This is a genomic window from Streptomyces sp. NPDC007896, assembly GCF_042959425.1.
Classification (GTDB): domain Bacteria; phylum Actinomycetota; class Actinomycetes; order Streptomycetales; family Streptomycetaceae; genus Streptomyces.
The window spans coordinates 351,824-374,128 of record NZ_JBIBKX010000003.1 but is presented as its reverse complement, the minus strand read 5'-3'; the positions used below and the strand labels follow the sequence as shown (position 1 = coordinate 374,128).

Genomic DNA, 22,305 nt, shown 5'->3' with positions numbered 1-22,305 from the left:
CGCGTGATATCCGGAGATGGCGATCACCAGGCGGCGACGCGTTCGGAACACGGCTCAGGGCGGCTGATCGCCGGTCGGTATCTGCTGCACGACGTTCTCGGCAGAGGCGGGATGGGCACGGTCTGGCGCGCCCATGACCAGCTGCTGGACCGCCCGGTCGCGGCCAAGGAACTGCACGTCCCCACCCAGGGCGACGAGGAGCAGCGCATACGGGTGCGCCGCGCGGTCCGTGAGGCGCGCGCGGTCGCCCGGGTGTCGCATCCCCATGTGGTGGGTGTCCACGACCTGGTCGAGTCCGAGGACCGGCTGTGGATCGTCATGGAACTCGTCGAGGGGCCCTCGCTGGCCCATGGGATCGCCGAGAGCGGACCGCTCACGCCGCAGCACACCGCCGCCCTGGGCGTGCAACTGCTCGACGCGCTGGAGGCCGTGCACGCGGCCGGCACCCTGCACCGTGATGTCAAGCCCGCCAACGTCCTGCTGCGCCGCGACGGCAACGCCGTCCTCACCGACTTCGGAATCGCGGTCCTGGACGACGGCGAATTCCTGACGACCACCGGCGAACTGATCGGCTCCCTCGAGTACATGGCTCCCGAGCGGGTGATGGGATCGCCGGTCGGCCCGGCCTCCGACCTGTGGTCCCTGGGCGCGACCCTCGCCACGGTCTGCGGCGGGCAGTCCCCGTTCCGCAGGCCGGCACGGCCCGCGACGCTGCACGCGGTGGCGTACGAGGAACCCGTCCTGTCGGAGCGGCTCGGCCCGCTGCGCCCGGTCGTCGAGGCACTGCTGCGCAAGTCCCCCGACGAGCGCCCTTCGGCGGCCACTGCGCGTTCCGCGCTGTGGCGCGTCGCGGCGGGGGAGGCCGACGCCGGGCCACTGCCGTCACCGACCGTGCGCGTGTTCGGGCCTTCAGCCGCATTGACCGACGCGGACACCGTGACCGGCGGCCAGGGGCGACTCGTCCCGGCCGGGGAGCCCGTACCGACTGCCTTGCACACCACGTCACTCGAGCCACCGCCCCCGCAGTCGTCCCGCCCGAGTGGCCCGAAGCGGCTGTGGTGGGCACTGGCCGGTACGGCGGTGCTGGTGGCGGGCGTCAGCGGCGGTCTGTTCCTCACCGGGGTGCTGCCGTTCAAGGAGGACCCGAAGACGACGACCACCACTCAGGTCGTCCGGTCGACGACCGGCTGGCAGTCGGTGACCAGACTGACCGTCCGGCAGGGAGACCGGGTCACCGTGCGGTTCGTTTCCGGAGAATGGACGGTCGACTACCGGAACAAACCCGTGACCGGGCCGACCGGCTACGACGCGCTCACGGACCAGTCACTGGACGGGGCGAAGAGCTGCAAGATCAAGCCTGCGGCGCCGTTCGGCACCCTGCTGGCACGCCTCTCCGACAGTCAGGACGCCCCCGTCCACACCGTCGGGCGCAAACTGGCTTTCCGGGCAGCTCAAAACGGCCCCCTGCAACTGGGGATCAACGACGCCGCCGGGTCCTGCTCCGAGGACAACAGGGGCACGCTGACCGTAGCAGTGAGCGTCACACACCAGCCTTGACGGGCGGCCGCCGCGCACCGAGCGCACGTGGCTCCTCCCTCGCCGTGCCACCTGACCCTCCCCTCGACGTCATGCAACCTGTCTGCAACCAAGCCAGGAGTTGACTGGGCCGGACCGACCGACCCTCGCGCGAAGCGGTCGCATCCGTTTCCGCGCATCAAGGCAGGGACACGCCATGGACCAGCAGGAGACGACGGACGCCGCCCCGCGCGTGGAGCTGACGCCCTCGGCCGCCGAGTTGCTGCGGCGGCTGCGGGCGGTCCACGGACCGTTGATGTTCCACCAGTCCGGCGGCTGCTGCGACGGCAGTGCGCCCATGTGCTACCCGGAGGGCGAGTTCCGCACCGGCGGCTCCGACGTACTGCTCGCCGAGTTGGACGTCGAGGGGCTCGACGAGCCGGTGACGTTCTGGATGTCGAAGAGCCAGTACGAGCTGTGGAGCCACACGCGACTGATCGTCGACGTCGTGGCGGGCCGCGGCAGCGGATTCTCCCTGGAAGCACCCGAAGGAGTGCGTTTTCTCATCCGTTCCCGCGTCGTAGGCGCCTAGGCCCTGCGGAGGTCGCCACGGTCTGCTGCAATCCCCCTGAGTCCGAAGACAGTTGACGAGACCTCAGGGGGCACCGTGACACCTCGCGACGGACGACTCAGAACAGCACTGACGGTTCTCACGGCATGGAGCGCGCTGGCCGGTGCGGCCCTGGCGGGGGCGGCACCGGCCAGCGGCGTGCAAGGCACCCACACCTGGCACGGCACGGTCGCGGATGCGAAGGCCCTCACCGGCAAGGCCGTCGCCCCGGGCATCACGTACAAGGAGTTCGACCTCCCGGCGGCCCAGGGCGTGGCGCGCGCACACGTACTGAGCGTCGATCTGAGCAACCGTCATGTGCGCGTCGATCTCCTCCACTCCGCGGCCGTGGCCTCCCGGGCGGCCGTCTCCCGGCTGGCCGAGGCGCAGGGCGCCGTCGCCGGTGTCAACGGTGACTTCTTCGACATCTCCGAGGCCCAGCATCCGGGGGTCGAGGCCACGGGCGCGACCGTGGGTCCGGCGATCGCGAACGGCCGCACCCTGAAGGCGGCGGTCCCGGACGGTCAGCGCTTCGGCCCCACCCTCCCGCCCGGCACGACCACGAAGAACGTGCTCGGCGTGGGCCTGGACGGCCGGGCCCGGCTGGACAGTCTGGCCCTCGACGGTTCCGTACGCAGCTCCCGCGGGCGGTGGGCGCTCGGTGGGCTCAACCAGTACGCGCTGCCGCAGGATTCGATCGGCGCGTTCACCTCGGCCTGGGGCGGTGTCTCCCGCAAGCGGGCCGTCTGCGGCACCGACATCGACCGCGCCGCGCCCTGCAGCGGGGACACCTACGAGGTGACGGTCCGCCGCGGCCGGGTCGTGTCGACGGCCACCACACCGGGCGGCGGTCCCATCGCGTCCGGCACCACCGTGCTGGTGGGGCGCGAGGCGGGCGCGCAGCAGTTGCGCGAGCTGGCGAAGGGGCAGGCGGTCCGCATTCAGCACTGGCTCGTCGCGGCCCGCAGCCGGATCCGGTACCGCTTCGCCATCGGCGGCTATCCGGTCCTCGCTCACGGGCAGCCGCTGCCCGGTCTGAACAACACCACCTCGGCCGTACGGACCGCCGTGGGCATCGCGAACAAGGGGCGGCGCCTGCTTCTGCTCGCCCTCGACGGCGCGGCCGCCTACCGCGGCGGACTGACCATCGCCGAAGTGGCGCACACCATGCGGTCGTTGGGCTCAGTCGACGCGTTCAGTCTGGACGGCGGCGGCTCCACGACCATGGTCGCGCGGATGCCGGGAGCGGACGCGGTGAGCGTCCTCAACCACCCCTCCGGCGGCGCCGAACGCCCGGTCCCCAACGGCATCGGCGTGTTCTCACACAGCTGACGCACGGCTACACACGCCTGGACCCGCACCTCAGGGGCGCAGGCTGCTCACGATGTCCGCCGTCGCGGTGAGCCCGTTCTGAATGGTCGGCGCCATGCTGGTGGTCGACAGATAGAAGCCGAGCAGTACGCAGACCACCGCGTGCGAGGGTTTCAGCGCGCCGTTGCGCAGGAAGACCACCGCGAGGATCAGGAGCAGTACCACCACAGAGATGGAAATGGCCATCGTCAACCTCCTCCGCCACGTCGACACCGCGGCTTTCGGCCGCAAGTGTCGCGTAGCGGAGGGTTCGTCCGGGCGGCTGACGTGTCCTCCGAACGTGTGATGTCTACGCCCGATCGCACATCAGCGCGTACGCCTGCCAGTGTGCGTCCACTCGCGTGCGTCTGACGCGCACGCGCCTACTCGTGCGCGTCGAGGAAGGCTTCGAGCCCGGCGAGGTCGTCGGTGTTGAAGTAGTCGAGGCCGGCGGCCAGCAGTTCGCCCCACAGCGCCTCGCGTGCCGGGCCCGCCAGGTCGGGCGTGGCCCAGAACCGCACCTTCTGGTGCCGCCGGTGCGCCGCCGTGATGATGCCGCGCAGCTTCGCACGCTCGGCGTCGGGGAACGGGCCGTCACCCAGCCAGGTGAAGTTGAGCGCCCAGTTGTCCGAGATCAGCGGGATGAAGGAGGCGGGGGCCGCGCTGCCGAGGTCGGTCAGCCGGCCGTCGTAGAAGGCGCGCCGCACGCTCTGTGCCTCCATGGGCGTACGGGCGGCGCGGTCGCCAGAGATCACCGCGGTGATCGGCCCCGGGCGCACCCGGCCGTGCGCGTAGGTGGTGAACAGGTGCGGGTAGCGGCTCAGATGGCGGTCGAGTTCGAGGTACGTCGACGAGCCCTCGGTCTTGATGTCGATGAGGAGTTGCAGGGGCCCCCGGTAACCCCGATAGACCGAACCGTGGTTGGCCTTCACGCGGGCGGCGAGCGGGGCGAGGTAGAGGGATTCGAGGGTGCGGGTCGGGTCGAGGTCGACCGGGTCGTGGGCGACGAGGAGTTGGTCGCCGACGAGGTAGATGTCGGCCTCGACGCTGCCGAAGCGGTGGTCGAGGGCGTCGAACAGGGGTCGCGGGTGCTCGTAGTCGTTGTGCGCGTGGGCGCGCCACAGAGGGCGCGTGCGGTGCTTCTCCTCCCCCGCCAGTGCTCGCGAGGCGGGCAGGGCGACCGAGCCCGCCAGGGCGGCGCCGAGGGTGGTGAGGGCTCTGCGACGGGTGGTGAGGGCCATGCTCTGCCTCCCTTGAAGGGTGCGCTTCGGACCTCAGCGAGTATGCGGTCCTTGGCGGCCCAACAAACCTTGTCGTGAAGGGAGTTGGCCGGACTGCCGCTGTCCGTTCACTTCACCCGCGGTGCGCACGCCAAGAGGCCCGCCCCTGGTGGGGCGGGCCTCCGGTAGATGTACGTCAGGGGGCTTGCAGGTCCACCAGCTCGGCCAGCGCCGCGCGGTGGGCTCCCGCCGTGCCGTACGCGATCGAGTCCGCCTTGGCCCGCTTCAGATACAGGTGAACCGGGTGCTCCCAGGTCATCCCGATGCCCCCGTGCAGTTGGAGGGCCTCCTCGGCGGTGTGGACGGCGACGGGCGCCGCGTACGCCTGGGCGACTGCGACCGACACGTCGGTGTCCGCGCTGCCGGTCGCGAGCGCGTCGGCGGCGGCGCGGGCGGCGGCGCGGGTGTTGACGACCTCCAGCCACAGCTGCGCGAGCCGGTGCTTGAGCGCCTGGAATCCGCCGACGGGCCGGTTGAACTGCTTGCGTTCCTTGAGGTAGCGGACCGTCTCGGTCAAGCACCAGTCGGCGAGGCCGAGTTGTTCGGAGGCGAGCAGTCCGGCGCCGCTGCGCAGGGCCCGTCGTACGGCGGGTTCGGCGGCGCCGAGGGGACGTGCCCGTACCCCGTCGAAGGCGACCGTGGCGAGCGGCCGGGTGAGGTCGAGGGACACCTGCGGGGTGACCGTCACGGCGTCCCCGTCCACCGCGTACAGCCCGCCGTCGTCCGCCGGAACCAGCAGCACGTCGGCCACCGCCGCGTCCGCGATCCCCGTCAGCTCCCCGTACAGGAAGCCGCCCTCGTTCCGTACGGCCTTGTGGGCGCCGCCCGGAGGCACGGACAGCGCGACGGCGAGCGCGCCGATCGTCCGGCCCGACGCCAGCGCCGAAAGCAGCCCGGCGGCCTCCTCGCCCTCGCAGGCCAGCAGCGCCTCGGTGGCGACGACGGCACTGGTCAGATACGGCACCGGCGCGACCGCGCGCCCCAGCTCCTCCAGCACCACGGCGACTTCGCGGTGGGTGGCGCCCTGGCCGCCCAGCGACTCGGGCACGAGCAGGCCCGCCAGGCCCATCCCGTCCGAGAGCGCCTTCCACAGCTCGGGGTCGTGCGGGGTGTCCGACTCGGTGCGGGCGATGACGCCCGCCGCGTCGCAGTGGTCGGAGAGGAGGCCGCGGACGACGGCGCGCAGCGCCTCTTCCTCCTCCGAGTACAGCAGATCGGGCTGGGTGCTCTGTGTTGTCGTCATCATCATCGGGTCAGGTCCTTCCACGCGACGTCCTTGTCGGTGCGCGGCTCGGACGGCAGGCCCAGCACGCGTTCGGCGACGATGTTCAGCAGGACCTCGCTGGTCCCGCCCTCGATGCTGTTGCCCTTGGAGCGCAGATAGCGGTAGCCGGCGTCGCGGCCGGTGAAGTCGACCAGTTCCGGCCGGCGCATCGTCCAGTCCTCGTACAGCAGGCCTTCCTCGCCGAGGAGTTCGACCTCCAGGCCGCTGATCTCCTGGTTGAGGCGGGCGAATCCGAGCTTCATCCCGGAGCCCTCGTGGCCGGGCTGGCCCGCGGCGAGCTGCTGGCGCAGCCGTTCGCCGGAGAGCCGGGCGACCTCGGCCTCCACCCACAGCTTCAGCAGCCGCTGGTGCAGATCGTGGGTGCGCAGTTCGGGACGCTCGCGCCAGGTCTTGGAGACCGGGCCGATCATGCCGCCCTCGCGCGGGATGCGCATACCGCCGATGGAGACGCGCTCGTTCATGAGCGTGGTCTGCGCGACCCGCCAGCCGTCACCGACCTCGCCCAGCCGGTGCGCGTCGGGAATGCGGACGTCGGTGAGGAAGACCTCGTTGAACTCGGCCTCGCCGGTGATCTGGCGCAGCGGCCGCACCTCGACACCCGGGTCGGTCATGTCGCAGATGAAGTAGGTGATGCCGCGGTGCTTGGGCACGTCCGGGTCGGTGCGGGCGATGAGGATGGCCCAGCGGGCGAGGTGGGCACTGGAGGTCCACACCTTCTGCCCGTTGACCACCCAGTTGTCGCCCTCCCGGACGGCACGGGTACCGAGCGCGGCCAGGTCGGACCCGGCGCCGGGCTCGCTGAAGAGCTGGCACCAGACCTCCTCGCCGACCCACAACGGCCTGAGGAAGTCGCGCTTCTGCTCCTGCGTACCGAATCCGAGGATGGTCGGCGCGGCCATGCCGAGGCCGATGCCGATGCGCCGCGGGTCGTTGTCGGGGGCGCCGGCGGCCTCCAGTTCGGCGTCCACGACGGCCTGGAGGGTGCGCGGGGCACCGAGCCCGCCGAGGCCCTCGGGGTAGTGCACCCAGGCGAGTCCCGCGTCGAAACGGGCCTTGAGGAAGTCGAGCCGGTCCGTGGTCGCGGGCGGGTGCGCCGCCAGCAACTCCTTCGTACGGGTGCGCAGTTCGGCCTCGTCGGTCATGCGGCTGCTCCGTTCTCGAGAGAGGGCACCACGACGACCCGGCCGGTGGTGACACCGTCGCCGACCCGCTGCACGGCGGCCGCACCGCCGCCCAGCGGCACGCGCTCGCTGACCAGCGGCTTGATGGCACCGCGCGCGGCCAGCTCGGTGAGCTGCTCGTGACAGTGCTGGATCAGCTTGGGGCTCTTGGTGCCGTACAGGCCCCAGTGCAGGCCGAGGATCGCGTAGTTCTTCACCAGGGCGTGGTTGAGCGCCGGGCTGGGGATCGAGCCGCTGGCGAAGCCCACGACGACGATCCGGCCCTCGAAGGCGACGACCTTGGTGGACTGGGTGTACGCCTCACCGCCGACGGGGTCGTAGATCACGTCGGCACCCCGGCCGCCGGTGGCTTCCTTCACGGCTGCGATGACGTCCTGGGTACGTCGGTCGATGACGACGTCGCATCCCAGCTCGCGCGCCACGGCCACCTTGTCGGCCCCGCCGACCACGCCGATGACGGTGGCGCCCGCCGCCTTCCCCAGCTGCACGGCCGCGCTGCCGACCCCTCCGGCGGCGGCGTGGACGAGCAGTGTCTCGCCGGCTTCGAGACGGGCCCGGCGGTGCAGACCGAACCACCCCGTCTGGTAGCCGATGTGCAGGGCGGCCGCCTCGGCGTCGTCAAGGGTGTCGGGCGCGGGCAGCAGGGCGGCGGCGTCCGCGACGGCGTACTCGGCGAAACCGCCGTGCGGCAGCGCGGGGTTGGCCAGCACGCGGCGCCCGTCCTCGGTCTCGCCGCAGATCTCCACACCGGGCGTGAACGGCAATGGCGGCCTGACCTGGTAGTGCCCGCGGCACATCAGCACGTCCGGGAAGTTGATGTTCGCCGCGCGCACCTTGAGCAGGACCTGCCCCTCACCGGGCACCGGTCGCTCCACGTCCTGGAGCTGCATCACCTGGCTCGGTTCGCCGAGCTGATGTACTTGCCATGCCTGCATGCGGGGCCTCCACGGGACTGCTCTGTCTGACCGGGCTCGACCGCATACTAAGCGGTCGCTTGCCGATCAGGGAACAGTCGTGTGCGTCACGCCCTCACGAGCGGGCCGGACGCGCCCTCACGTGCATCCGCTCCCCCTGCGGCCCGAACAGGCTCAGGAACTCCACGGGCCCCTCTCCCGTCGACCCGAACCAGTGCGGCACCCGCGTGTCGAACTCGGCGGCCTCCCCCGGACCGAGCACCACGTCATGGTCGGCCAGCACGAGCCTCAGCCGCCCCGACATCACGTACAGCCACTCATAGCCCTCGTGGGTCCGGGGTTCCGGCTCGAGCTTGCGCTGCGGTTCGAGCACCTTGTACGCCTGGAGTCCGCCGGGCTGCCGGGTGAGCGGCCAGTGGGTGCGGCCGCCGCGCACGATCGGCTGGGCGCGTACGCGCGGGTCGCGCACCGGTGGCGCGCCGACCAGCTCGTCCAGCGGCACCTCGTGGGCCCGGGCGATCGGCAGCAGGAGCTCCAGGCTGGGCTTGCGCAGCCCCGACTCCAGCCGCGACAGCGTGCTCACGGAGATGCCGGTCGCCTCGGACAGGCCGGCGAGGGTCGCGCCCCGCTCCTTGCGGATGCGCCGCAGCCTCGGCCCGACCTCGGCCAGCACCTCGTCCGTCTGTGCATCGTCATCCATGCCCTTGCTCATGCCTCTATTGCAGATTCGGCAAAGCCATTTGTCAATGCGGCACCGGTGAGGCGACCGTCTGCGGTGGAGGTGGTCACCATGACCGACATGACCGAGAGGTACGAGGCCGTCGTCGTCGGAGGCGGCGCGGCCGGCCTGTCCGCCGCACTGGTCCTCGGCCGGGCCCGGCGCCGCACGCTCGTCGTCGACGCGGGAGAGCCGCGCAACGCGCCCGCCGCGCATCTGCAGGGCTATCTGACCCGGGACGGCATGCCGCCCGCGGAGTTCCTTGCCGCGGGGCGCGAGGAGATCGCGCGGTACGGCGTCGAGCTGGTCCGGGACCGGGCGGTGGACGTGTCCCGGCACGGCAGCGGCGAGTTCCTTGTGACGCTCGCGGCCGGACGGACCGTGCACGCGCGGCGGCTGATCCTCGCCACCGGGCTGGCGGACGAGCTCCCGACGGTCCCGGGTGTCGCCGAGCGCTTCGGGCGGGACGTGCTGCACTGCCCGTACTGCCACGGCTGGGAGGTCCGCGACAAGTCCTTCGGGGTGCTGGCCACCACGCCGATGAGCGTCCACCAGGCGCTGATGGTCTCCCAGTGGTCGAAGGACGTCACCCTGTTCCTGCACACGGTCGCCGAGGAGGAGCTGACGGCCGACGACACGAGGCGGCTCGCCGCGGCCGGGGTCGCCGTGGAGCCCGGTGAGGTCGCGGGGCTCGTCGTCGAGGACGACCGGCTCACAGGGGTCCGGCTCGCGGACGGCACCGTCCACGACCGCTCGACGCTCTTCGTGGCGCCGCGCGCGGTCCCCCGCAACGACCTGTTCCAGCGGCTGGGCGCCGAGCTGCGCGAGACCCCGTTCGGCACGTACCCGGTGGTCGACGAGACGGGCCTGACGACCGTGCCCGGCGTCTGGGCGGCGGGCAACGCGGTGGGCTTCGCCGAGCAGGTCGTGAACGCCGCGGGCGCGGGCTACCGGGCGGCGGCCACGCTCAACGGCGAGCTGCTCTTCGCCGACCTCGACGCGCCCCGGCCCCGGAGCTGAACCGCCCGGGTGTGGACGGCGTCCCTCCGTAGCACCATGGCTCCATGCTGCTCGCCCGGCTCGCCCGTGTGTCCCAGGAGGTCGCCGCCACCTCGGCGCGGTCCCGGAAGACCGCCCTGCTCGCCGAGCTGTTCCGGGACGCCGACGCGGACGACGTGCCGATCGTGATCCCGTATCTGGCGGGCCGTCTCCCGCAGGGGCGCCTCGGCATCGGCTGGAAGCTGCTGAGCGCGCCGGTGCCGCCCGCGCCCGAGCCCTCGCTCACGGTGCGGGACGTGGACGCCCGGCTGACGGAGGTCGGCGCGGTCACGGGCACCGGCTCCCAGGCAGAGCGCAGGCGGCTGATGGACGAACTGCGCGCGGCGGCCACCGAGGACGAGCAGCGGTTCCTGTTCGGGCTGCTCACCGGCGAGGTGCGGCAGGGCGCGCTGGACGCGGTCGCGGTCGAGGGGCTCGCCGAGGCGACCGGCGCGCCCGCCGCGGACGTACGGCGGGCGGTGATGCTCGCCGGATCGCTGCAGACGGTGGCGCAGGCGCTGCTGACGGACGGCCCCGGGGCCCTGGACGAATTCCGGCTCACGGTGGGCCGCCCGGTGCTGCCCATGCTCGCCCACAGCGCCACGTCCGTGGCCGAGGCCGTGGAGAAGCTGGGCGCGTGTGCCGTCGAGGAGAAGCTCGACGGCATCCGCGTACAGCTGCACCGCGACGGCGACGACGTACGGATCTACACCCGCACGCTCGACGACATCACCGACCGGCTGCCCGAACTCACCTCCGCCGCGATGGAGTTGCGGGGCACCCGGTTCATCCTGGACGGCGAGGTGATCGCACTGGACGAGGTCGGGCGGCCGCGCTCCTTCCAGGAGACGGCCGGGCGGGTGGGCTCGCGGGTGGATGTGGCCACGGCCGCCAAGAGCGTGCCGGTCTCTCCCGTCTTCTTCGACGCGCTGTCGGTCGACGGGCGGGATCTGCTGGATCTGCCGTTCGCCGAACGGCACGCGGAGCTGGCGCGGCTGGTGCCCGAGCCGATGCGGGTGCGGCGCGCCCTCGCCCACGGCCCCGCGGACATCCCCTCGGCGGAGAGATTCCTCGCCGAGACGCTGGAGCGCGGTCACGAAGGTGTCGTGGTGAAGGCCCTGGACGCCCCCTACAGCGCGGGCCGGCGCGGGGCGTCGTGGCTGAAGGTCAAGCCCGTGCACACCCTCGACCTGGTGGTCCTGGCGGCCGAGTGGGGTCACGGGCGGCGCACCGGCAGGCTCTCCAACCTGCACCTCGGGGCCCGCGCCGCGGACGGCTCCTTCGCGATGCTCGGCAAGACCTTCAAGGGCATGACGGACGCGATGCTGGCCTGGCAGACCGAGCGCCTCCAGGAGCTGGCCGTCGAGGACAGCGGCCACGTGGTCACCGTACGGCCCGAACTCGTCGTGGAGATCGCCTACGACGGTCTGCAGAAGTCCACCCGCTACCCGGCCGGGGTCACCCTCCGCTTCGCCCGCGTGGTGCGCTACCGCGAGGACAAGACGCCCGCGCAGGCCGACACGGTCGAGACCCTGCTCGCCGCACACCCGGAGGTGGCCCCGTGAAGGGGAAGCGCAGTGCGGGACTGCTGCTGTACCGGCACGCCGACGACGGCCCTCAGGTGCTGCTCGGCCATATGGGCGGCCCGTTCTTCGCGCGGCGGGACGCCGGAGCATGGACCGTGCCCAAGGGCGAGTACGAGCCCGACGAGACCGCCTGGGACGCGGCGCGCCGGGAGTTCCAGGAGGAACTGGGACTGCCGCCGCCCGACGGCGAGGCCGTCCCGCTCGGCGAGGTCGAGCAGAAGAACGGCAAGGTCGTCACGGCCTGGGCGATCGAGGCGGACCTCGATCCGGCGACCGTGGTCCCGGGCACCTTCGAGATGGAGTGGCCGCCGAAGTCGGGGCGGCGGCAGGAGTTTCCCGAGCTGGACCGGGTGGAATGGTTCGGCCTTGACCGGGCCGGGGAGCTGATCGTGTCGGCGCAGGCGGCGTTTCTCGACCGGCTGGCGGAGCACTCGGACTTATAGAGACTTGGCTCATAGAGACTTATGGAGAACTGCCCGCTCGAAGAAGAGCCCGCTTCAGGAGGTCGGCCATGCCCATCGCGACGGTGAACCCGGCGAACGGCGAGACGCTCAAGACGTACGACGCGCTCGGCGCCGAGGAGATCGAGCGCAGGCTCGCCAGGGCCGAAGCCACGTTCCGTGAATATCGCACCACGTCCTTCGCCGAGCGGGCACGGCTGCTGCACAGGGCCGCCGACCTCCTCGACGAGGAACGGGACGACATCGGCCGGGTGATGACCACGGAGATGGGCAAGCCCGTCAAGCAGGCCCGCGCGGAGGCCGCCAAGTGCGCGAAGTCGATGCGCTGGTACGCCGACCACGCCGAGGAGCTGCTCGCCGACGAGGAGCCCGCCGACTCCGACGTCAAGGACTCCGGCGCGTCCCGCGTCCTGGTGCGCTACCGGCCGCTGGGCCCGGTGCTGGCCGTCATGCCGTGGAACTTCCCGCTCTGGCAGGTGGTCCGGTTCGCCGCGCCCGCCCTGATGGCGGGCAACGTCGGCCTGCTCAAGCATGCCTCGAACGTGCCGCAGACCGCCCTCTACCTGGAGGACCTGTTCCGCCGGGCGGGCTTCCCCGAGGGCTGTTTCCAGACGCTGCTGATCGGCTCGGGCGCCGTGGAGGACGTCCTGCGCGACCCCCGGGTCAAGGCGGCGACGCTGACCGGGAGTGAACCGGCGGGGCGCGCGGTGGCCTCGGTCGCCGGGGACGAGGTCAAGAAGACGGTGCTGGAGCTGGGCGGCAGCGACCCGTTCGTCGTCATGCCGTCCGCCGACGTGGACCGGGCGGCGAGAACCGCGGTGACGGCCCGGGCGCAGAACAACGGGCAGTCGTGCATCGCCGCCAAGCGGTTCATCGTGCACACGGACGTGTTCGACGCCTTCGCCGAACGCTTCACGGCCGGCATGAAGGCGCTGAAGGTCGGCGATCCGCTGGACGAGGACACCGACATCGGCCCGCTCTCCACCGAACAGGGCCGCGGTGACCTGGAGGAACTCGTCGACGACGCGGTGGAGAGCGGCGCGACCGTGCTGTGTGGCGGCGAGCGCCCCGAAGGCTTCACGGAGCGCGGCTGGTACTACGCGCCGACCGTCCTCACCGACATCACCCCCGAGATGCGCGTCCACCAGGAGGAGACCTTCGGGCCGGTCGCCACGCTCTACCGCGCCGCCGATCTGGACGAGGCGGTGGCCCTCGCGAACGACACGCCGTTCGGGCTGAGCTCGAACGTCTGGACGAATGACGAGGCAGAAGTGGACCGGTTCGTGCGCGACCTGGAGGCGGGCGGCGTGTTCTTCAACGGCATGACCGCCTCCCACCCGGCGTTCCCGTTCGGCGGGGTCGAGCGGTCCGGCTACGGACGTGAGCTGTCGGGGCACGGAATCCGCGAGTTCTGCAACATCACCACGGTATGGCACGGAGCGTAAGCGTTCCGCAGCTACGATCCCCCTGTGAACCGCGAAGTGACCCTGCCTCTGATCGTCGACGACCGCGGCACGTTGCAGGTGGCGGCCGCCGACGTCAGCAAACTGCTGCGCACGGTGGGCGGCCGGTGGCTGCACCTGGTGGAGGCCGGCCAGGACGGACTCGACGAGGACACGGTGGCGACGCTGACCATCGAACTCGCCAAGCTCGCCGACCGCATCGACGTGGCCTGCATCGCGCACAGCAGCGGGACGACGTCCGACTGACGGCGCGCGTCCGCCCGGTCCGCGCGGCGGGCCGACGCGCCCTCAGGCCGGCCGCTGGTCGAGTTCCCACAGGGCGTGCCAGAACTGCGCCTCGTAGCTCTGCAGCAGCCGCCCGTACCGGAGGACCTCGGTCTCCCCGATCCGCCCCGCGTCCAGCCCCGCCTGTACAGCCGTGAGCGCCTTCCGCTCCAGCTCCGGGGCGGGTGCCGCGAAGAAGTCGAAGAAGCCGCACACCTCGCCGCCGAAGCCGTAGTGGCGGCGCAGGGCTTTGGCGATCACCGAGCAATAGCCGCCCCATGTCGCGAAGTTGGCGCTCAGGGCGAGCACCACGTCGGCCGGTGAGCCGTTCAGGGCAAGCCACGCGACGTAGGCGGGATAGGCCTGGCAGTCCGCGAGCGGCTCGTAGGCCGCCGTCCGCGCCTCGTCCACCCCGCAGGCGTCAGCGAACGCACCCAGCCGGTCCTGGGCCAGCGCCTCACCCTCCGCGAGGAGGGCGAAGAAGGCGGCACTCTGCGGCTCGACGTCCGGACGCTCGGCCAGATGCAGGAACGCACGGCGGTCCGCGGCCATCACATGGCGCTGTTCGAGGGCGAGGGCGGCGAGCGTGGAACGCTGGGCCGCGCCCCGGGCGATGAGGGGCAACAGCCGGTTGGCGTGGGGGTCCGGGGCGAGCTTCCCCGTGGCGTCCTCCAGCAGTTCCCTGGCCGTGCGCACCATGGCGTACTCCTTCGGTTCGGCCGTCCCGGGGCCTCTTCCCGCGTGCTCCCACGCCCTCCCAAAAATCCCCGGAATGGAGTAACCCGACGCGAGATCCCCACGCTTCCGGGTGATCGTGGGTGGACCACCCCGGTGGGTGAACCGCCCCCGTGGGTGACCACCCTTCCGCCGGGGCACGAGAGTTCCCCGGAAGGCGAAAGAAGGCGCGTGTCATGGCGACTTTGTGCAGACCTTCGGTCTCCGTGCCGGAATACGTGATCACCATGGAGGAGACGCTGGAACTGGCCCGCTCCCGTCATGAGGACCACCCCCAGCTGCCGTTGGCACTCCGACTGATCGAGAACACCGGTGTCCAAACCCGGCACATCGTGCAGCCCATCGAGGAGACGCTGAAACACCCGGGCTTCGAGGAACGCAACAAGGTCTACGAGAGTGAGGCCAAGGCCCGCGTCCCCGCCGTCATACAGCGGGCACTGGACGACGCCGAGCTGCTCACCACCGACATCGACATGATCATCTACGTCTCGTGCACCGGGTTCATGATGCCCTCGCTCACGGCCTGGCTGATCAACTCGATGGACTTCAGCAGCGACACCCGGCAGATACCCATAGCCCAGCTGGGCTGCGCGGCCGGCGGCGCCGCGATCAACCGGGCCCACGACTTCTGCACGGCGTACCCCGACGCCAACGCGCTCATCGTGGCCTGCGAGTTCTGCTCGCTCTGCTACCAGCCGACCGACCTCAGCGTCGGCTCGCTGCTCTGCAACGGCCTGTTCGGCGACGGCATCGCCGCCGCCGTCGTCCGCGGCAACGGCGGCACCGGCATCCATCTGGAGCGCAACGGCTCCTACCTGGTCCCCAAGACCGAGGACTGGATCATGTACGACGTCCGCGCCACGGGCTTCCACTTCCTACTGGACAAGCGGGTTCCCGGGACGATGGAACCGCTCGCTCCCGCCCTCCACGCCCTCGCGCGACAGCACGACTGGGACGCCTCCGACCTGGACTTCTACATCATCCACGCGGGCGGCCCCAGGATCCTCGACGACCTCAGCAAGTACCTCGAGGTCGCGCCGGAGGCCTTCCGGTTCAGCCGGGCCACCCTCACCGAGTACGGGAACATCGCCAGCGCCGTCGTCCTGGACGCGCTGCGCCGGCTGTTCGACGAGGGCGGCGCCGAGCACTCCGCACGCGGACTGCTCGCGGGCTTCGGCCCCGGCATCACCGCGGAAATGGCCCTGGGCCGCTGGCGCAACGCCAACGACGAGATGGTGTGAACCGAATGACCGAGAAGACGATCACCGGGCCACTGCCGCCTGTCCGGCACTGGCCCGCCCTCGACCTGAAAGGCGTGGACTTCGACCCGGTCCTGACCGAGCTGATGCGCGAGGGACCGGTCACCCGGATCCAGCTGCCCAACGGCGAGGGCTGGGCCTGGCTGGTGACCCGCCACGACGATGTGCGCATGGTCGCCAACGACCCACGGTTCGGCCGCGAGGCGGTCCTGGACCAGCCGGTCACCCGGCTCGCCCCGCACTTCATCCCGGCCCGGGGCGCGGTGGGCTTCCTGGACCCGCCCGACCACACCCGGCTGCGCCGCTCGGTGGCCGCGGCCTTCACGGCGCGCGGGGTGGAGCGGGTCCGCGTCTGGGCCCGGCGCACACTCGACGAGATGGTCGACGAGCTGCTGCGGGTCGGACCGCCCGCCGATCTCACCGAGGCGGTCCTCAGCCCCTTCCCCATCGCGGTCATCTGCGAGCTGATGGGCGTCCCCGCCGACGACCGGCAGGGCATGCACTCCTGGACGCAGGTGATCCTGTCCTCCTCGCACGGCGCCGAGGTCAGCGAGAAGGCCAAGGAAGAGATGGGCGCCTACTTCAGGAAGCTCATCGGCGCCCGGAGCGGCAGCAGGGACGAGGACGTCACCTCGCTGCTGGGCGCCGCCGTGGGCCGGGACGAGATCGTTCTGGAGGAGGCCGTCGGACTCGCCGTCCTCCTCCAGATCGGCGGCGAGGCGGTCACGAACAACAGCGGGCAGATGTTCTACCTGCTCATGACCCGCCCGGCGCTGGCCGACCGGCTGCGCTCCGACCCGGAGATCCGCCCCCAGGCCATCGACGAGCTGTTGCGCTACATCCCGCACCGCAACACGGTCGGCCTGTCGCGGATCGCGAGGCAGGACGTCGAGATCAGGGGCGTACTGATCCGGGCCGGCGACCCGGTCTACGTCTCGTACCTGGCCGCCAACCGCGATCCGGAGGTCTTCCCGGACCCGGAGCACATCGACTTCGAGCGCAGCCCCAATCCGCACGTGGCGTTCGGCTTCGGCCCGCACTACTGCCCGGGCGGGATGCTGGCCAGGCTGGAGTCGGAACTCCTGGTCGACGCGCTTCTGGAACGGATGCCGGGGCTGCGGCTCGCCGTCCCCCCGAGTCAGGTCCCGTTCAGGAAAGGCGCGTTGATCCGTGGCCCCGAGGCCCTGCCCGTGACGTGGTGAGCGACCGATGACCATGACCGAAGGACTCCTCGTACCGCCCGGTCACGGCCGGATCGTACAAACCCCGGCCCAGCACGTGACGTTCAAGGTGACCGGCTCGCACTCGCGCACCGCGTCCACCTTCGAGGTGCTGGTACCGCCCGGATTCGACGTGGGCGCCCATGTGCACACGCGCAGCGAGGAGCTGTTCTACGTGCTCGAGGGCGAGCTGGACGTGCTCGCCTTCGAGCCCCGGATCCGGACCCCCGACAACTGGCAGAAGTGGGAGTCGAGTTCGGGCAGCCGGGTGGTACGGGCGACCCCGGGCACGGTCATCGTCGTGCCCCCGGGCTGCCCCCACGCTTTCTCCAACCCCACCGAGACCCAGGCGAAGATGTTCTTCCAGGCCGCCCCGCCCCCGGACCACGAACGCTACTTCGAGGAGCTGCTCGAGATCCTGGGTTCGGGCGGTCCACCCGACCATGCGGCGATCGAGGAACTGAGGGCGAGGTACGACATCGAGCAACTCACCCCGCTGAAACTCCGGTGAGGGTGGGTGGCGCCCTGTCTCCAGGGGCGCGGGGCCGTGCCGAACACCTCTAGCGAATCGGCATTCCCGACAGCGTCCGCGCAATCACGAGCCGCTGAATCTCACTCGTACCCTCAAAAATGGTGTAAATGGCCGCATCTCGGTGCATCCGCTCCACCGGATACTCACGGGTGTAGCCATTTCCACCCAGGATCTGGATCGCCTGCCCGGTGACCTTCTTCGCCGTCTCGCTGGCGAACAGCTTGGACATCGACCCCTCGGCCGCGGTGAACGGCTTCCCGTTGACCGCCATCCACGAAGCCCGCCAGACCAGCAGACGCGCAGCGTCGATCGACGTACGCATGTCGGCGAGCTGGAACGCGACACCCTGATTGTCGATGATCGGACGCCCGAACTGCTCACGCGTCATCGCATAGTCGAGGGCGACCTCGTACGCGGCGCGGGCCGTGCCCACCGCCATGGCCCCGACGGCCGGACGCGACGCCTCGAACGTGGCCATCGCGGCGTTCTTCACCCGCTCGCCGCCACCCGCCTTGGCGCGCTCCCGGGCGCGGGCCAGGCGCTCGTCCAGCTTCGCCTTGCCGCCGAGCAGGCAGGAGGCGGGGATGCGAACGTTGTCGAGGACGACCTCGGCGGTGTGCGAGGCACGAATGCCGTGCTTCTTGAACTTCTGGCCCTGGGAGAGGCCCGGCGTGTTCGGCGGCACGATGAAGGAGGCGTGACCCTTGGAGCCGAGGTCCGGGTCGACGACCGCGACGACGACATGGACATTGGCGATGCCACCGTTGGTCGCCCAGGTCTTGGTGCCGTTGAGCACCCACTCGTCCTTGGCCTCGTCGTAGACGGCACGCGTACGCATCGAGGCGACGTCGGAGCCGGCGTCGGGCTCGGAGGAGCAGAAGGCCGCGACCTTGACATCGTTGGCGTCGCCGTACATCTGCGGGATCCAGGTGCCGATCTGCTCCTCGGTGCCGTTGGCGAGGACGCCCACGGCGGCGAGGCCGGTGCCGACGATCGACAGGGCGATGCCCGCGTCACCCCAGAACAGCTCCTCCATGGCCATGGGTATGCCGAGACCGGTCGGGTCGAAGTACTGCTGGGCGTAGAAGTCCAGGGAGTAGATGCCGACCTTCGCGGCCTCCTGGATGACCGGCCAGGGAGTCTCCTCGCGCTCGTCCCACTCGGCGGCCGCGGGGCGGATCACATCGGCGGCGAACCCGTGGAGCCAGTCGCGGACCTCCCTCTGTTCGTCGTTGAGCTCCATGGTGAACTCGGCCATGTCCCCTCCAGCACTGCACTAAAGTGTTACTTGCGGTAACTGGAGTCTGTTACTGATCAGTAGTAAAAGTCAACTCCCACGTTCAGCTCGGCAGCCCGTTCGATACGCATGGGCCGATGAGTGTTACTTTGCGCAGGCGTCACCGAATCACCACGGGTGGGGAGAGATCATGGACACCACACAGCGGACCGATCAGCAGAGGTCGGCCGACCGCCGCCGGCGCGAGCTGCTGGAGGCCGCCGACAGAGTGGTGCTCCGCGACGGCCCCGGCGCCTCGATGAACGCCATCGCCGCCGAGGCGGGCATCACCAAGCCGATCCTGTACCGCCACTTCGGCGACAAGGGCGGACTTTACGCGGCCCTGGCCAAGCGGCACACCGACGCCCTCCTCGGAGCGCTGCGGGCCGCGCTGGACGCGCCCGCGGAGCGCCGGGAGCGGGTGGAGGCCACGCTCGACACGTATCTCGCGGCCATCGAGGCGCACCCTCAGGTCTACCGCTTCCTGATGCACCCCACGGAGGGCGCCTCGTCCGCCGACCAGGGCTTCGACCTGGGCAAGCACTCCGCGCCGCTGCTGCGCCGCATGGGCGAGGAGTTGGCCGAGGTCATCGAGGAACGGGTGGATCTCGGACCGGGCAGTCAGCAGCTGGCGCGGGTGTGGGGGCACGGGATCGTCGGCATGATGCATGCCGCCGGGGACTGGTGGCTCGGTGAGCAGCCCTGCTCCCGGGCCGAGTTGGTACGGAGTCTGGCCGACCTGCTGTGGGGCCGGCTGGCCGCGGCCGGCGATCGTGCCGGGGGTCCTGGGTTCTGAGGTCGGGTGTCGGCCGCGGGTTCAGCCACGAACAGCCCGCAGCCGCCCGACAGAGCTCAGCGCCCCCAAGACGCCCGCGCCGCCTGCCTCATCACCCGGCGCCGGCGCCAACCGCTCAGCCGGTCCACGTACAGACCACCCTCCAGGTGGTCGTACTCGTGCTGCAGACACCGGGCGAACCAACCGGTGCCATGCACCGACACCGGCTCCCCGTCCACCGTGAAACCCTCGACCACGGCGTGGTCGTACCGCTCTGTCCCCGCTTCCAGGCCGGGCAGGGACAGACAGCCCTCCGGCCCGCGCAGGACCACTCCGTCCGCCTCGACGAGACGGGGGTTCACCACGTGTCCCAGATGGCGGACGTCCTCGTCGTCCGGGCAGTCGTACACGAAGACCCGCGCGGCGACGCCTACCTGGTTCGCGGCGAGGCCGACGCCCTGGGCGGCGTACATCGTCGCGAACATGTCCTCGACGAGTCGGGCGAGTTCGGGACCGAAGTCCGTGACGTCTTCACACGGTGTGTGCAGAACGGGGTCGCCGAGCAGAGTCACCGGCCGGACGCGCCCTCGGGTGCCGGGGATGGAGCCGTGTCGCATGGCGGCAAGGGTACGGTCCTCATGGGCGCGCGAATGTCGCGCGGGCACCGTGGAGGTGCCGCGATTCGGGCACGTGAGTGGATCTCGATAGGCTGAGGCCCACACGGTGCCGGGGGCTCAGGCGCGGCGCGTACGCAAGGAGGATCGAGAAACGATGTCAGGCAACTCGGACCCGCTGACGCCGCGGGCCAAGCTGGCCGTGACGGCGGGCAAGGCGGCGGCGGCCGTCTCGCGGGCCGCCGGACGCGGCAGCGGATCGGTGATCGGCGGCCGGGTGGCACTCAAGCTCGACCCCGATCTGCTGGCCAGGCTCGCCACCCACCTGGACGTGATCCTGGTGTCGGCGACCAACGGCAAGACCACGACCACCCGGCTGATCGCGGAGGCGCTGCGTGCCGCGGGCCCGGTCGTGTCCAACGCGCTGGGCGCCAACATGCCGGCCGGTATCACCTCGGCTCTCGCCGGGGGGTCGGACGCGAAGTTCGCGGTCATCGAGGTCGACGAGAAGTACCTCGCGGGTGTCGCCCGCGACACCGACCCGAAGTGCATCGCCCTGCTCAACCTGTCCCGCGACCAGCTCGACCGGGCCGCCGAGACCCGGATGATGGCCGAGCACTGGCGCGAGGGCCTGGCCGGTTCCAAGGCCGTCGTGGTCGCCAACGCCGACGACCCGCTCGTCGTGTGGGCCGCTTCCTCCTCGCCGAACGTCATGTGGGTGGCGGCCGGTCAGATGTGGAAGGACGACGCCTGGTCCTGCCCGTCCTGCGGCGGTGTGATGCAGCGCCCCGGCGACGACTGGTTCTGCGGCGACTGCGGCTTCCGCCGTCCGACGCCGACCTGGGCGCTGTCCGGGGACCACGTCCTCGACCCGCACGGCTCCGCGTGGCCGATCCACCTCCAGCTGCCCGGCCGGGCCAACAAGGCGAACGCCGCCTCGTCGGCCGCCGTCGCCGCGGTCTTCGGGGTGCCCCCGCAGGTCGCCCTGGAGCGCATGTACCAGGTGCAGGCGGTCGCCGGACGCTATGACGTGGTGCAGTTCATGCAGCGCGACCTGCGTCTGCTGCTCGCCAAGAACCCCGCGGGCTGGCTCGAGACGTTCTCCCTCATCGACCCGCCGCCGACCCCGGTCATCCTGTCCGTGAACGCACGCGGCGCCGACGGTACCGACACCTCCTGGCTGTGGGACGTCGACTACACCCGTCTGACCGGGCACCCGATCTTCGTGCTCGGCGACCGCAAGCTCGACCTCGCCGTGCGTCTCGAGGTCGCCAACCAGTCCTTCCAGGTCTGCGAGAACCTCGACCAGGCGGTGCAGCTCGCCCCGCCCGGTCGCATCGAGGTCATCGCGAACTACACCGCATTCCAGGATTTGAGGCGTCGTGTCGGCAACTGAGCAGCCACGGAGGACCAAGAGAATGAGTGACAACAGCCTGCGCCTGGTGTGGATCTACCCGGACCTGCTGAGCACCTACGGCGACCAGGGCAACGCCCTCGTCGTGGAGCGCCGGGCCCGCCAGCGCGGTCTCGACGTCGCCCGTCTCGACGTCCGCAGCGACCAGCCGATCCCGACCTCCGGCGACATCTATCTGATCGGCGGCGGCGAGGACCGGCCGCAGCGCCTCGCGGCGGAGCGCCTGCGCCGCGACGGCGGTCTGCACCGCGCGGTGGGCAACGGCGCGATCGTGTTCTCGGTCTGCGCCGGCTACCAGATCCTCGGCCACGAGTTCATCAACGACCTCGGGCAGCGCGAGCCGGGCCTCGGCCTGCTCGACGTGGTCTCGGTGCGCGGCGAGGGCGAGCGGTGCGTCGGCGACGTACTCGGAGACATCGACCCGCGCCTCGGCCTGCCGCAGCTGACCGGCTTCGAGAACCACCAGGGCGTCACCCACCTCGGCCCCACCGCGCGTCCGTTCGCGCAGGTGCGGCTCGGCAAGGGCAACGGCACCGGCGACGGCACCGAGGGCGCGTACAACGACACGGTGTTCGGCACGTACATGCACGGGCCCGTGCTCGCCCGCAACCCGCAGATCGCGGACCTGCTGCTGAAGCTGGCGCTCGACGTGAACGCGCTGCCGCCGATCGACGACCGCTGGTACGAGGCGCTCCGGGGCGAGCGCATCTCCGCGGCGCAGCAGCCCGCCTGAACGGTCGGCCAACAACGGACAAACGGTGCGGGATGTCCGCAGGGCGCGCTCGAGGGATACCTCAAGCGCGCCCGAGGCGTAT

23 protein-coding genes are annotated in these 22,305 nt (G+C 71.1%); 14 read left to right on the top strand and 9 right to left on the bottom strand.

Going from position 1 to position 22,305, the window contains the following annotated elements; translation table 11 throughout:
- The first annotated feature begins 3 nt into the window (after positions 1–3).
- The 3 genes from ACFZDJ_RS12950 (at position 4) to ACFZDJ_RS12940 (ending at position 3,457) form a co-directional block, all read left to right on the top strand.
- Positions 4–1,557, top strand: a complete 1,554-nt coding sequence (locus ACFZDJ_RS12950) for a protein kinase (protein ID WP_391058385.1) — start codon at positions 4–6, stop codon at positions 1,555–1,557.
- A 175-nt stretch (positions 1,558–1,732) separates the two neighbouring features.
- Positions 1,733–2,107 (top strand): DUF779 domain-containing protein, encoded by a 375-nt coding sequence (locus ACFZDJ_RS12945; RefSeq protein ID WP_391058382.1) that lies wholly within the window; start codon positions 1,733–1,735, stop codon positions 2,105–2,107.
- A gap of 75 nt (positions 2,108–2,182) precedes the next feature.
- Positions 2,183–3,457: a phosphodiester glycosidase family protein gene (locus ACFZDJ_RS12940; protein WP_391058379.1), complete on the top strand. Its 1,275-nt coding sequence runs from the start codon at positions 2,183–2,185 to the stop codon at positions 3,455–3,457.
- Between the two features lie 30 nt (positions 3,458–3,487).
- On the opposite strand, the gene ACFZDJ_RS12935 is transcribed toward ACFZDJ_RS12940, so the two are convergent.
- The 6 genes from ACFZDJ_RS12935 to ACFZDJ_RS12910 form a co-directional block, all read right to left on the bottom strand.
- A complete protein-coding gene (locus tag ACFZDJ_RS12935) occupies positions 3,488–3,682 on the bottom strand; it encodes a hypothetical protein (protein ID WP_054228939.1) in 195 nt (64 codons plus the stop codon).
- Between the two features lie 176 nt (positions 3,683–3,858).
- Positions 3,859–4,716: a phosphatidylinositol-specific phospholipase C/glycerophosphodiester phosphodiesterase family protein gene (locus tag ACFZDJ_RS12930; RefSeq protein ID WP_391058376.1), complete on the bottom strand. Its 858-nt coding sequence runs from the start codon at positions 4,714–4,716 to the stop codon at positions 3,859–3,861.
- A 175-nt stretch (positions 4,717–4,891) separates the two neighbouring features.
- Complete coding sequence (locus tag ACFZDJ_RS12925) at positions 4,892–5,998, bottom strand: acyl-CoA dehydrogenase family protein (protein ID WP_390931875.1); 1,107 nt, start codon at positions 5,996–5,998, stop codon at positions 4,892–4,894.
- Positions 5,999–6,000: 2 nt separating this feature from the next.
- Complete coding sequence (locus tag ACFZDJ_RS12920) at positions 6,001–7,182, bottom strand: acyl-CoA dehydrogenase family protein (RefSeq protein ID WP_391058373.1); 1,182 nt, start codon at positions 7,180–7,182, stop codon at positions 6,001–6,003.
- On the bottom strand, positions 7,179–8,156 hold the full coding sequence (locus ACFZDJ_RS12915; protein WP_054228942.1) for an NADPH:quinone oxidoreductase family protein: 978 nt from the start codon (positions 8,154–8,156) through the stop codon (positions 7,179–7,181). The genes ACFZDJ_RS12920 and ACFZDJ_RS12915 overlap by 4 nt, the downstream gene beginning before the upstream one ends.
- A gap of 94 nt (positions 8,157–8,250) precedes the next feature.
- Positions 8,251–8,835 (bottom strand): XRE family transcriptional regulator, encoded by a 585-nt coding sequence (locus ACFZDJ_RS12910; protein ID WP_355310320.1) that lies wholly within the window; start codon positions 8,833–8,835, stop codon positions 8,251–8,253.
- A 99-nt stretch (positions 8,836–8,934) separates the two neighbouring features.
- Between ACFZDJ_RS12910 and ACFZDJ_RS12905 the strand changes: the two genes are divergently transcribed.
- From ACFZDJ_RS12905 to ACFZDJ_RS12885, 5 genes are all read left to right on the top strand, one after another.
- A complete protein-coding gene (locus ACFZDJ_RS12905) occupies positions 8,935–9,873 on the top strand; it encodes an FAD-dependent oxidoreductase (protein WP_391059138.1) in 939 nt (312 codons plus the stop codon).
- A 44-nt stretch (positions 9,874–9,917) separates the two neighbouring features.
- Positions 9,918–11,456 carry an ATP-dependent DNA ligase gene (locus ACFZDJ_RS12900; RefSeq protein ID WP_391058370.1) on the top strand — a complete coding sequence of 513 codons (1,539 nt, stop codon included), beginning with the start codon at positions 9,918–9,920 and terminating at the stop codon, positions 11,454–11,456.
- Entirely contained in the window at positions 11,453–11,920 is a 468-nt protein-coding gene (locus ACFZDJ_RS12895) for an NUDIX domain-containing protein (RefSeq protein ID WP_391058367.1), read from the top strand. The genes ACFZDJ_RS12900 and ACFZDJ_RS12895 overlap by 4 nt, the downstream gene beginning before the upstream one ends.
- A 68-nt stretch (positions 11,921–11,988) precedes the next feature.
- A complete protein-coding gene (locus ACFZDJ_RS12890; RefSeq protein WP_390931223.1) occupies positions 11,989–13,383 on the top strand; it encodes an NADP-dependent succinic semialdehyde dehydrogenase in 1,395 nt (464 codons plus the stop codon).
- Between the two features lie 24 nt (positions 13,384–13,407).
- Positions 13,408–13,647, top strand: a complete 240-nt coding sequence (locus ACFZDJ_RS12885) for a DUF6213 family protein (protein ID WP_054228947.1) — start codon at positions 13,408–13,410, stop codon at positions 13,645–13,647.
- Between the two features lie 42 nt (positions 13,648–13,689).
- Here the strand turns inward: ACFZDJ_RS12885 and ACFZDJ_RS12880 are convergent, their stop codons facing one another.
- Positions 13,690–14,364: a transcriptional regulator gene (locus tag ACFZDJ_RS12880; protein ID WP_391058364.1), complete on the bottom strand. Its 675-nt coding sequence runs from the start codon at positions 14,362–14,364 to the stop codon at positions 13,690–13,692.
- 149 nt (positions 14,365–14,513) lie between these two features.
- On the opposite strand from ACFZDJ_RS12880, the gene ACFZDJ_RS12875 reads away from it, so the two are divergent.
- The 3 genes from ACFZDJ_RS12875 to ACFZDJ_RS12865 are packed head-to-tail and all read left to right on the top strand — an operon-like array spanning position 14,514 to position 17,390.
- Positions 14,514–15,641 carry a 3-oxoacyl-[acyl-carrier-protein] synthase III C-terminal domain-containing protein gene (locus ACFZDJ_RS12875; RefSeq protein WP_390931219.1) on the top strand — a complete coding sequence of 376 codons (1,128 nt, stop codon included), beginning with the start codon at positions 14,514–14,516 and terminating at the stop codon, positions 15,639–15,641.
- Between the two features lie 5 nt (positions 15,642–15,646).
- Positions 15,647–16,861 (top strand): cytochrome P450, encoded by a 1,215-nt coding sequence (locus tag ACFZDJ_RS12870; RefSeq protein ID WP_391058362.1) that lies wholly within the window; start codon positions 15,647–15,649, stop codon positions 16,859–16,861.
- A gap of 7 nt (positions 16,862–16,868) precedes the next feature.
- Positions 16,869–17,390, top strand: coding sequence for a cupin domain-containing protein (locus ACFZDJ_RS12865; protein WP_168506664.1), 522 nt, complete (start codon positions 16,869–16,871; stop codon positions 17,388–17,390).
- A gap of 49 nt (positions 17,391–17,439) precedes the next feature.
- On the opposite strand, the gene ACFZDJ_RS12860 is transcribed toward ACFZDJ_RS12865, so the two are convergent.
- Positions 17,440–18,669, bottom strand: a complete 1,230-nt coding sequence (locus tag ACFZDJ_RS12860) for an acyl-CoA dehydrogenase family protein (protein ID WP_385371125.1) — start codon at positions 18,667–18,669, stop codon at positions 17,440–17,442.
- Positions 18,670–18,838: 169 nt separating this feature from the next.
- Between ACFZDJ_RS12860 and ACFZDJ_RS12855 the strand changes: the two genes are divergently transcribed.
- Positions 18,839–19,483, top strand: a complete 645-nt coding sequence (locus tag ACFZDJ_RS12855) for a TetR family transcriptional regulator (protein WP_381942264.1) — start codon at positions 18,839–18,841, stop codon at positions 19,481–19,483.
- A 56-nt stretch (positions 19,484–19,539) separates the two neighbouring features.
- Here the strand turns inward: ACFZDJ_RS12855 and def are convergent, their stop codons facing one another.
- Positions 19,540–20,079 carry a peptide deformylase gene (gene def / locus ACFZDJ_RS12850; protein ID WP_390931214.1) on the bottom strand — a complete coding sequence of 180 codons (540 nt, stop codon included), beginning with the start codon at positions 20,077–20,079 and terminating at the stop codon, positions 19,540–19,542.
- Between the two features lie 154 nt (positions 20,080–20,233).
- Between def and ACFZDJ_RS12845 the strand changes: the two genes are divergently transcribed.
- Entirely contained in the window at positions 20,234–21,472 is a 1,239-nt protein-coding gene (locus ACFZDJ_RS12845) for a MurT ligase domain-containing protein (protein WP_054228954.1), read from the top strand.
- A 22-nt stretch (positions 21,473–21,494) separates the two neighbouring features.
- On the top strand, positions 21,495–22,223 hold the full coding sequence (locus ACFZDJ_RS12840; protein WP_054228955.1) for a type 1 glutamine amidotransferase: 729 nt from the start codon (positions 21,495–21,497) through the stop codon (positions 22,221–22,223).
- Positions 22,224–22,305: the final 82 nt, after the last annotated feature.